Origin of the sequence: Streptococcus sp. SG1 (genome assembly GCF_030439935.1) — a bacterium.
Classification (GTDB): Bacteria; Bacillota; Bacilli; order Lactobacillales; family Streptococcaceae; genus Streptococcus; species Streptococcus gordonii.
Map to the genome: position 1 here is coordinate 87,967 of NZ_JAQFJC010000002.1, position 11,057 is coordinate 99,023.

Here is an 11,057-nt window from a genome sequence, read left to right on the forward strand (position 1 = left end):
CCCAAATAGGTAGAGTTAATTTTAATCGTCATCCTTATCATCATCGTCGTCTTTATCGTCATCATCTCGAGAAGATGACGTCTGACTCTTACTTGGAGATGGAACTGTTGTGACACTCGAACTACTACTAGGCGTCGTCACAGCTGGCTGATTAGTATCTGTTGAAGTATGATTAGAACTTGGGACTTCTTTCTCAACTGTCACAGTCTTTTCGACAACAGTATGTTGTTTAGATTTTAAAACTTTTCCATTCTTTGCATTGATTAGAACCTCATGGGCAGTTTGACCGTGAGAAAAATAGATTTGGTAATTGTCTTTATCTCGAACAATTTTTAAATCTTTAATATCTTTTTGGCCAAGACCTGAATCTTTCAAGGCAACAGCCAAAGCCTGATCTTGACTATATTCTTTGGATACTTTTTGACTGGTTACTTTCTGTGTTTGTTGAACATTAATTGCAGAAGTTTCAATAGCAAAGACCGAGCTAGTCAAAAGCAAGAGAACTGAAACGGCTACTACGAAAACAGTAGACCATAACTTCTTAGGTAGACGGCTATCCATAATGCTGATAATCCTTCTCTTTAGATTAAATTTTTCAGAGTAAAAGCAGGTCGTCAGAGCAATCGGCGTCTTTTTACTGCGATCAATCATGGTTAAAATGGTCTCTCCATAAAAAGTCCGGTAGTGCATATCCTGATCATTTAAGACGTCATAATCACAATACATTTCTCCTACTTCTTGGGTTTCACGACAGGCTAGACGGACTATTGGATTAAACCAATGAAGGCTTTTAACAAGGATTGCCAAAAGATTAACCAAGACATCATGGTGTTTGTAGTGCGTCAGTTCATGCCTGAAAACCAGTTGTAGCTCCTCTTCGGTGTAGTCTGATTCTGGTAATACAATCAATATATCTCTGAAACCAATCAACATAGGGCTTTGTGACATAGGATAGTGAAGCAAACGAACCTTGTTTTTTACTCCCATTTCTTCTTGAATCTTTTGTAATTGAGCCAAAGTCCCTTCATCCTCAACAGGGGTCCCCCAGCGTTTCAGCATCTTTCTAAAAAGAATGTAGGAATAAGCATATCGTGCAATGCTAAAGACAAACCCTAGCAACCATATAGCAATAAGAATCTCGAACCAAGGCAAATTTAGAAAAGCTTGCCATAGATTGGGCTGAATCGTTTTTTCAGAAACTTGAGAAGGCACTTGCGCAGTTCCAGAAGAAAGCTGTGTAGCCACTGTATTGATAGTCGATCCTGCATTCATCCGAATCAAACCTGAACCAAACTGAGGGCGGAATGGGAAGAGAAAACTAAGCAAAACCAAAAACCAAATGACATATTTTGCTCTGGCTGAGACTCTCGTCTTAAAAAGCGCAAAAAGTAAACTAAGCAAGATTACTAAAATCGAGGTAGAAACGCTAGTTAACAAAAAAGATAAAAGGAATTGCTTCATGGTGATAACTCCACTTATTTATTCTGATCAAGTAAACTCCTCAACTCGTCTAATTCATTGTCTGACAATGAATTAGATGAAAAGAGAGTTTTAACAAGGCCACCCATGGAATGACCACTATAACGCTTCAGAAAATCTGAAGTTTCTACTTCTAAGTATTCATCCTCTGAGATAATGGCCGTATACTGTCTTTCACGTCCCTTACGGACACTTTCTAAAAAGCCTTTTTCCGTTAAACGAGCCAAGACAGTTAACAGGGTCTGGGGTTTCCAATGGTTATCTTCGCCCAGTTTTTCCATAATTTGGGCAGATGTTGTTGGGTTTGGCAATTGCCAAATTACTTTTAAAATAGTAAATTCTCCGTCAGGCAAACGTTTAATGGATGTTTTCATAGTCTTCCCGTCTTTCTATATTCTATTCTTACCTTTATTCTACACTTGTCTAATTAAAAAGTCAATCATTATGAAAAAAAGAGTGAGAAATAAATATTCCCCACTTTTTTAGAAAAATATACTTAATAAGGTTAGTATAGCCAATCCTCCCTGCTTAAGCAAGATTTTAGGATCACTAGTCAATGCTCCATAGGCCGCCACTAAGATAATGTAAATCATAAAGATAGCCATCCAAAAAGAATCTTGGGTAAAAGCAGCTAGTAAAACTAAGACAGCAATCAAACCATTATAGACTCCTTGGTTTTTAAAAAGAGTATTAACTGATTCTCTCTCAAGCTCCTCCTGAGTCATGTTAAAGACTCGGGCTGTTGATTTTGAAGCTGTTGCAAAGGTCTCCAAATACATGATATAAAAAAATTCTAAAGAAACTAAAATTGCCAAAGCAACTGTAAAAATAGACATCTTGTCCTCCTTCTTTTAAAATCTAATTTAATCAGTATAACATAGAAATCAACATGAAAGGCAAATCTTGCTCAAAACGTATACATATCACTTTTAAAGGTCAAATAAAAAACATAAATAAAATAGGCGTAGCAAAAACCAGCATTTTCTGAATAGATGTGGTAAAATTTTTTTGGAAAATGGAGGTAAATTATGTTAACTTATGATTTGATTGTTATCGGCTTTGGTAAGGCTGGTAAAACTTTGGCAGCTAAAATGGCAACCCAAGGAAAAAAAGTTGCCTTGATTGAGCGAAGCAAGGCTATGTATGGGGGGACCTGTATCAATATCGCCTGCATCCCAACCAAAACTCTCTTAGTCGCAGCTGAAAAAGGCTTAACTTTTGACCAAGTCATGGCTGAAAAGAATGCTGTAACTAGTCGCCTTAATAGTAAAAACTATGCCGGAGTTAGCGGTGCTGGTGTCGACATCATCGATGGCGAAGCTCATTTCCTTTCCAATAAAGTCATCGAGATTGTAGCTGGAGATGAGAAAAAGGAACTGACAGCTGAAACCATTGTCATCAATACTGGTGCTGTTTCCAATGTCCTACCAATTCCTGGATTGACTGAAACTAAAAATGTTTATGATTCAACAGGTATCCAAAACCTGAAAGAACTTCCTAAACGCTTGGGAGTTCTAGGTGGTGGTAACATTGGCCTAGAATTTGCTGGACTATACAATAAATTAGGCAGTCAAGTAACTGTTCTGGATGCTGCCCCTGTCTTTCTCCCTCGAGTAGAGCCTTCTATCGCTGCTCTGGCTAAGCAATACATGAAAGAAGACGGAATCCAGCTCTTACAAAATGTTCGTACCACACAAGTTAAAAATGACGGCGATGAAGTTGTCGTTGTGACAGAAGATGGAGAATTTCACTTTGACGCCCTGCTCTATGCTACTGGTCGCAAGCCAAATGTTGAACCGCTTCATCTGGAAAATACTGACATTGAGCTGACAGAACGCGGAGCTATTAAGGTCGATAAGCATTTGGAGACATCTGTACCCGGCGTTTTTGCAGTGGGCGACGTCAATGGCGGTCTGCAGTTCACTTATATCTCACTGGATGATTTCCGTATCCTTTATAGCTATCTGGCTGGCGACGGCAGCTACACACTGGAAGACCGTAAAAATGTCCCTACCAGCATGTTTATCACACCGCCTTTGGCTCAAATCGGATTGACTGAAAAGGAAGCGCAAGAACAAGGACTTCCGATTGCAGTTAAGGAGATTCCAGTCGCAGCAATGCCCCGCGGACATGTCAATGCTGACTTGCGCGGTGCTTTCAAGGCTGTTGTCAACACTGAAACCAAGGAAATCGTTGGAGCGACTATCTTCTCAGCTGGAGCTCAGGAAATTATCAATATCCTGACTGTAGCCATGGATAATAAAATTCCTTACACTTACTTTAGCAAGCAAATCTTCACCCACCCAACGCTGGCTGAAAACCTCAATGATTTATTTGCTATCTAATTTGAAGCCCCAGCTGGGGCTTTTAATATTAGGTAAACATATTCACTTACATTTCTCCTCCTTTTTGTGGTACAATAATGCTAGTTTATTTTAAAAAGATTGAGGAAAATTATGTCTGAACTGTATGATATTACGATTGTCGGTGGCGGTCCAGTTGGCCTATTCGCAGCTTTTTACGCTCATCTGCGCCAAGCCAAGGTTAAAATCATTGATTCCCTGCCTCAGCTGGGTGGTCAGCCAGCCATTCTCTATCCAGAGAAGAAGATTCTGGATGTGCCAGGCTTTACCAATCTAACCGGAGAAGAGTTGACTCATCGTCTGATTGAGCAGCTGGAAACTTTCCAGACTGAAATCTGCCTCAATGAAACAGTGCTGGATATCGTCAAAGGTGAAGAAGGATTCACTATTACAACTTCTAAAAACCAACATCAGACCAAAACAATTATCATCGCCATGGGAGGTGGTGCTTTCAAACCGAGAGCTTTGGAGCTAGATGATGCTGAGAGCTACAGCAACCTCCACTATCATGTGTCAAATATCAGCCAGTACGCTGGCAAAAAGGTTGTTGTTCTAGGCGGTGGCGACTCAGCTGTTGACTGGGCGCTAGCTTTTGAAAAAATCGCAGAAACCAGCCTGGTTCACCGTCGGGATAACTTCCGAGCTTTGGAGCATAGTGTGGAAGAACTCAAGGCTTCTAGTGTTAAGATTAAGACACCATTTGTACCTAGTCGATTGGTCGGTGAAAATGGCAAGATTACCCACTTGGAAATCAGCCAAGTCAAGGGAGAGGAAAGTCAGCTTTTACCTCTAGATCATCTCTTTGTCAATTACGGTTTTAAATCCTCTGTCGGCAATCTCAAAGATTGGGGCCTAGAGCTCAACCGTCACAAGATTTTGGTCAATAGCAAGCAAGAAACCTCCGTACCAGGTATCTATGCAGCTGGGGACTGCTGCAGCTACGAAGGTAAGATCGACTTAATTGCGACTGGACTGGGTGAGGCACCTACTGCTATCAACAATGCTATTAACCATATCTATCCTGAGCAAAAAGTCCAACCCAAACATTCAACAAGCTTATAATATAAAAACGCAATCGAGGTTGGGATATACTGTCTCAGCCTTGTTTTCTATTGACTTTCTTAGTTCCTTCTGCTAAACTGTAGTCAAGTATATTTCGGAGGTACACGGAGACATGAAAAATTAAGTCTATTTTTTAAAGGAAACTTTATTTAGTAGATTTTGTCATGTTTCTGCATATCCGCGGGATGTTCATTTTTTGTGCTTTCTAGCTTCTATTTGCTTATCTTTAGATTAATCCTGTCGCTCCTATGACAGTATAAGCTGGAAGCCTATGAACGAATAATCCTACTTGGACACTCCTGTGTCTGCTTTGTGCAATTAAAAACAGCTCTGCTAAATAAAGCAGGGCTGTATTTTGTGTTAAAAAACGAAGGAGACATCTATGCTTCAAATAAGAAATCTAACCATCACCCACCTAAAAGACCTGAAGGAGTTAGTCAAAGATTTGTCACTGACTGTTAATCAAGGAGACAAGGTCGCTATTATCGGTGAGGAGGGCAATGGCAAGTCCACCCTGCTCAAGCTCTTGCTAGACGAGCGACTGGTCAGCTCCTATGTCAGCTACAGCGGACAAATTGATAAGTCCTATACTGCTGCTGTCTACCTGCCCCAGCAGTTGCCTTCAGAAGATGCCCAACTGACGCTCAATGATTATTTCTTTGCTGATTTTGAGACTGAGCTGGACTATGCCAAGCTCTACCGCTATGCTGGGGAGCTCAACTTTGACAGCCAGCGTTTTGCCAGTCAGCAGCAGCTCTCTAGCCTATCTGGAGGAGAAAAGCTTAAAGTCCAGCTCATCAAGAAACTAGCCAGTGATTGGGACATTCTCTTTCTTGACGAGCCCTCTAATGACCTTGATCTCGAAACTCTAACTTGGCTGGAAAACTTTATCAGCCACAGCCAGAGAACGGTCCTTTTCGTCTCTCACGACGAGCACTTTCTCGCTCAAGCCGCAACTAAGATTGTTCATCTGGAGCGAATCAAAAAGAAACAGGAGGCCAGAACCAGCGTCAAGAGTCTGGACTATGAAAATTACCGCCAGCAGCGTCAGGAGGCTTTTGAGAAACAAGGACAACTGGCACGGAAAGAGCGGGAAGAACACGCCAAGACCATGGAAAAACACCGACGGGTTAAGCAGAGTGTGGAGCATACTTTACGAAACACCCATGACGCTACTGCAGGTCGACTGGTGGCTAAGAAGATGAAAAATATTCTCTCGCAGGGCAAACGATTTGAAAAGGCAGGCGCTGAAATGACTGAAATCCCAACACAGGAAGATGCCATCAGTCTTCACTTCTCAGATATAGAAGCTCTGCCATTGACCAAAAGAATCCTGAAATTAGAAGGAATGAAACTGGAAACAAACGAACGACAACTGGCGGAGAACCTGACTCTGGAGGTCTGCGGTCAGGAAAAAATCGGACTGATTGGTGCTAATGGTGCAGGCAAATCTACTCTGCTTAAGGAAATATGGAAGATCCTGCGTGAGCGGACAGATATGCTAGTAGGCTACATGCCCCAGCATTATGGCGACTTGCTAACTGATGGAAGCAGTCCCTTGGACTTTCTGGCTCCCTCTGGCGACAAGGCTCAGGAGGAGAAAATCCTGACTCATCTAGCTAGTCTCCAGTTCACGCGCGACGAGGCTCGCCACCCGATTGGGCAGCTTTCTGGTGGCCAAAAAGCCAAGCTCCTTCTGCTCAAACTAGTCTTAGACCGTCCCAATGTCCTCCTTCTGGACGAGCCAACCCGCAACTTCTCTCCCACCTCTCAGCCTCAGGTTCGCCAGCTTTTGGCGACCTATCCTGGCGCCATTATCGCTGTCTCCCACGATCGTATCTTCCTCAAAGAAGTCTGCCAGAAGATTTATAGACTGACGGAGGAGGGATTGGAAGAAGTTGAACTATAAGCAAAAGAGGCTGGGACAAAAGTCCGACCTCAAATATAAAAAGCAAACAAAACTAGTTTTCTGGTAATCAGAATTCTGCTTTGTTCGCTTTTCGCATTTAATTATAGATTAGAAGGGCTTAATAATTAAGATTTTTAAAAATTGAAATTTTTTTGTCTCAAACTCTTTTTTGTAGCAAAGAGACTATTGTCCCAGACTCTTTTACTCTATTATTGAGACTTACCAAAAGAAAAATTAACTTAACAGGTATTTCTACTGCAACTTTTAACACATTCATTAACTACATTAGAAATAAGAGAAAGGCAATTCGAAACAGAGACAGGGCGAGCAAATGAAGGGGGTAAAACCAGTAAAATACTTTTCCAATATTGGCCCCTTTTTGACCGTTGTAGAAAGAGGTCACGAGGAGAAACAGAAGACAGGTGGCAGCCAGATCAGCCAGACCATCATAGGAGAAATTGAAGACCAAAATTAGGATTTGCACACTGTTCAGTACCAAGACACCGCCAATTTTTCGGAAGATTGGGTCTTTAATCTTTGCAAAGGCATAGATACCAAAAACTCCTCCCGTCAGTCCGCCGTCAGCGATAATGGACAGAGTAAAACAGAGTAGAATAATTAGAACTTTTCTCCAGGTTGCTGTTTGCTGATCACTGTAATAAAGAGCACAGAGCCCCAAAAAGAGAGTAACAACCGTATTTTGCATGATAAAGCCAAGACCAGTAACCCAGCCCATCAGAGAGAAAGGGATGATACTGATAAGAGCCAGCAGCCCCAATCGTCTCATATACTTGCTCACATCATGACTGTGCCGATATCCTTCCGCGATACAAAAGGCAAAGACTGGAAAAGCCAGGCGGCCTATTATGTGCATACTATTGGCCGGCCAGTTAGGAGAGAGAATATTCATATTGGTAGCCAGTGGAAAAGATACCCAGGCGATATGGTCAATCAGCATGGCAAGCATAGCAAGCAGTTTCAAACTGCTATTGTCAATTATTTTTTTCATAGGATCCTCCTTTTTCCTTTCCTATGATACAAGAAAGAGGTTCTTTTTTCCATTTCTTTAGCTTACATTTCTCTCATTTTTCTTACAATTTTGTAAGTTGGAATTTCACCTTTTTACCTCATCGATGAATACTTCTGATTTTTCTTGACAAATAAGACTGAACGAGGCTGGGACAAAAAGATTTTGATTTTAGGAATTCTTTATTATAAATTTTTAAAATCGATAGATTAGACAAAAAAGTGAACAAGACAGACTTCTGAGTGTCAGATAACTCCGTTTTGTTCGCTTTTTATATTTAAGGTTAGACTTTTGTCCCAGCCTCTTTTATCGTTTTAACTATAAAGTAAGTTTTCTAAGATTAGAGCTATGCAATCTAACGAGGTCTTCCTTAAAACAGTTATCTCTTCGTCTGAATGCGAGGAATACAAAATTTCATCTACAATAGAGGTGATAAAATTAAATAGGATATTAGAAATAGATTTTAGATTTGTTATTTCTTTATTACCTACATAATGTTTCAAACATTGATAAGTGAGTTCTTTCATTTTATCATTGTGCTGATCCTGTATTTCCTTAACCTCAGGAATGGAATAAGAAAGCATCTCAATTTGCGCGTGAAACTCTTTATCTTCTAAACTAATTAAATTATCAATTAATTCTTCAATCCAGCCTTTGTAATCACTACTGAATAGCTCCAAATTTTCACTAGTATTCAGTTGGTTAAAGATTACAATAAACGATTCATTGTAGTCTTTTAATATTAAAGATAAAATCTCTTCTTTATTTGAAAAATAAGAATATAGTGTCCCTATTGAAATCCCCGCTTCTTTTGCAATTTCATTTGTGGTAACATTAAAATAATTCTTTTTTGCAAATAATTCTTTCGAAACAGCTAAAATCGTGTTTAATTTATCTAAACTTCTTTTTTGAACAGGTTTTCGAACTAGTTTCTTCGACAATACTTTCATCCCTTCTAAGCAATCTTTCTCTTATGATATCACACTTCCAGTAAAAATTCTTTTAAATGCCATGAATAGCAATAATATGCTATTTTATTTTTTAAAAAATGAGTAAATGCTCATTTTTTCTTGACAGAAAAATAAAAAGGAGTACAATTAAACATGAGTTAAAACTCATGTTTAAGAAAGGAGAATTGCAATGAATAAAAAAACTATAATAACTATTGCAATGTGTTTAGCTATTTTCTTAGTCATGCTTGACACAACTATCATGAACATTACGTTGCCTGCTATACAGAAAGGACTAAATATTGGGCTTGACAGTTTATCTTGGGCTTTAAACATTTATACCATTATTTTTGCTACATGTACTATCCCATTGAGTAAATTAGCAGATATTTACGGGAAAGGAAAAATTCTTATTATTGGATTAGTACTCTTTGGTATCGGAAGTTTAATTTCTGGATTGGCAATGGAATTTTATCAGCTTATTTTAGGTAGAGTTATTGCTAGTCTAGGAGCATCAATCTTATTACCAGTAGGAAATATACTAGGAATTTCTTCTTGGAAAGTTGAAGATAGATTTAAAATCGTTGCCGCTTTAGGACTCACTCAAGGAGGAGCAGCTGCAATTGGTCCTACACTTGGAGGTATTATTACCGATAGCTTATCTTGGCATTGGATATTCTTTATAAATATTCCCATTGTTATAATTGCTCTTCTATTATTGATAAAATCTTTTGACTTTAAAAAAGATACTACAGTTTCAACCAGAATTGATTGGTATGGTAGTTTGATTTCTATGATATCGCTTTGCTTATTGACTCTCGGGTTAATTAAAGTAAGAGATTGGGGTTTCAATGACTGGAAGACCATCACCTGCTTTAGTATTTCTATCATCACAGGTTTTCTATTTATTATTATAGAAAAACAAAATTCCTCTCCAATGATTAATCTGAATTTATTCAGGATCAAAGAATTTTCATCTGCCTCATTAGTCGCATTTATTGCTCAATTTTTCTACATTGGAGTTATTGTTATTCTACCAACCTTCTTTACTACTGTTCAAGGGAAGAGCGAATTAGATGCTGCTCTAATACTACTCCCGATGTCATTAACTGTTTTCATTTTTGGAGGCTTGGGAAGCCTAGCAATTAATAAACTTGGTCCTCGCTTATTGGTATTTATTGGTCTGCTAGCAATTCTTATTTCTTACATATTATTGATAACATTAGATCCTAACAATACACTAACCATGAGTTTTTCAACATTAGTTTTGGGGATTGGCTTTGGTATTATTGCAGGGCCTATTAATGTTTTAGCAGCTTCTACATTAGATGGAGAATTGTTAACGGCTTCTCAAAGCGTCATTAGTGTTGTAAGGCAAATTGGATCAGTTATAGGAGTTTCCGTATTTATCTCTATACTTACAAATAATATCAAAATTCTAACGGTCCATACTCCTCAGAAAATATCCGAAGCTTACCTATCTATCTATAAAGTATGGATTCCTTATCTATTCGCCCTACTTCTCCTTTCCTTATTATTTGCAAAACGGGATATTTATTTACAAACAAAGGATATAAAACATGAAAAGAATTGAAATTGATGTAAGCCGAACTGACTTTGAAGTAAAAAAAGGAAAAGAATTCAAATTATCCTTTAAAAATTGCTCCCGAGAGGATTATAAAAATATAATCAATGATTCCGAATTTATCCTGAAAGAAATGAATGTATTTAAAACAATCTGTTTCTGGATGATTCCCAAAATCACTATTTCGATTCCTTTCAACAAGGTTGAGACTTACAACGTTAAAGTTGAAGATAGCACAGCAACATTTCAATGGCTCAAAGCTGATGATATTAATCTATATACAGCTAGAGGGAGTGTTTTTATTAACAATCTAGAATGTAATACTTGTAATTTAGCTTGTGGCATGGGGAATACATCGCTTCAAGGTACTATTCAACAGAACGCTAATTTCACATGTGATATGGGAAATATAATTTTTCCGGGATATCAGATATCCTCCTCTTACAAATTGAAAGTCAATAGTGGCCTTATCACTATAAATGGTCTTAGCTATACGAATACCTCTCTTAAGCAAAAAAATACTAATTGTGAGTCTCCTATCTTTGATCTAAACTGCAATATGGGAAATATAACTATTTCATAGACTGATTTTTAGCAGAAAACAAGTTAGGCAAACTTGGTCTATAAGCAAAAAGAGTTGGAAATTCCAACTCTTTAAGTCTTGTTTAGCATCAATCTGTGA

At 38.6% G+C, this 11,057-nt stretch carries 10 protein-coding genes; 5 read left to right on the top strand and 5 right to left on the bottom strand.

Annotated features, from left to right (window positions below; all coding sequences use genetic code 11):
* Positions 1-21 precede the first annotated feature (21 nt).
* The 3 genes from PCY06_RS01940 to PCY06_RS01950 form a co-directional block, all read right to left on the bottom strand.
* Complete coding sequence (locus tag PCY06_RS01940; protein ID WP_008809222.1) at positions 22-1,461, bottom strand: M56 family metallopeptidase; 1,440 nt, start codon at positions 1,459-1,461, stop codon at positions 22-24.
* Positions 1,462-1,475: 14 nt separating this feature from the next.
* Positions 1,476-1,853, bottom strand: a complete 378-nt coding sequence (locus tag PCY06_RS01945) for a BlaI/MecI/CopY family transcriptional regulator (protein WP_008809223.1) — start codon at positions 1,851-1,853, stop codon at positions 1,476-1,478.
* A 108-nt stretch (positions 1,854-1,961) separates the two neighbouring features.
* Positions 1,962-2,315: a DUF1304 domain-containing protein gene (locus PCY06_RS01950; RefSeq protein ID WP_061598807.1), complete on the bottom strand. Its 354-nt coding sequence runs from the start codon at positions 2,313-2,315 to the stop codon at positions 1,962-1,964.
* Positions 2,316-2,507: 192 nt separating this feature from the next.
* Here PCY06_RS01950 and PCY06_RS01955 point away from each other — a divergent pair, with 192 nt between their 5' ends.
* The 3 genes from PCY06_RS01955 to PCY06_RS01965 all read left to right on the top strand — a co-directional run bounded on the left by PCY06_RS01955 (position 2,508) and on the right by PCY06_RS01965 (position 6,813).
* The gene (locus tag PCY06_RS01955; RefSeq protein WP_061595909.1) at positions 2,508-3,824 is read left to right on the top strand and encodes an FAD-containing oxidoreductase; all 1,317 of its coding nucleotides are present in this window, start codon (positions 2,508-2,510) and stop codon (positions 3,822-3,824) included.
* A 111-nt stretch (positions 3,825-3,935) separates the two neighbouring features.
* Positions 3,936-4,904 carry an NAD(P)/FAD-dependent oxidoreductase gene (locus PCY06_RS01960; protein WP_061595910.1) on the top strand — a complete coding sequence of 323 codons (969 nt, stop codon included), beginning with the start codon at positions 3,936-3,938 and terminating at the stop codon, positions 4,902-4,904.
* Positions 4,905-5,286: 382 nt separating this feature from the next.
* Positions 5,287-6,813, top strand: coding sequence for an ATP-binding cassette domain-containing protein (locus PCY06_RS01965; RefSeq protein WP_061595911.1), 1,527 nt, complete (start codon positions 5,287-5,289; stop codon positions 6,811-6,813).
* Between the two features lie 280 nt (positions 6,814-7,093).
* Here the strand turns inward: PCY06_RS01965 and PCY06_RS01970 are convergent, their stop codons facing one another.
* On the bottom strand, positions 7,094-7,822 hold the full coding sequence (locus tag PCY06_RS01970; protein WP_061595912.1) for a TraX family protein: 729 nt from the start codon (positions 7,820-7,822) through the stop codon (positions 7,094-7,096).
* A 332-nt stretch (positions 7,823-8,154) separates the two neighbouring features.
* Positions 8,155-8,790: a TetR/AcrR family transcriptional regulator gene (locus tag PCY06_RS01975; protein ID WP_046165477.1), complete on the bottom strand. Its 636-nt coding sequence runs from the start codon at positions 8,788-8,790 to the stop codon at positions 8,155-8,157.
* A 190-nt stretch (positions 8,791-8,980) separates the two neighbouring features.
* On the opposite strand from PCY06_RS01975, the gene PCY06_RS01980 reads away from it, so the two are divergent.
* Positions 8,981-10,384 carry an MFS transporter gene (locus tag PCY06_RS01980; protein ID WP_061595913.1) on the top strand — a complete coding sequence of 468 codons (1,404 nt, stop codon included), beginning with the start codon at positions 8,981-8,983 and terminating at the stop codon, positions 10,382-10,384.
* A complete protein-coding gene (locus PCY06_RS01985) occupies positions 10,371-10,958 on the top strand; it encodes a DUF4097 family beta strand repeat-containing protein (RefSeq protein WP_061595914.1) in 588 nt (195 codons plus the stop codon). Before PCY06_RS01980 ends, PCY06_RS01985 begins: the two co-directional genes overlap by 14 nt.
* Positions 10,959-11,057: the final 99 nt, after the last annotated feature.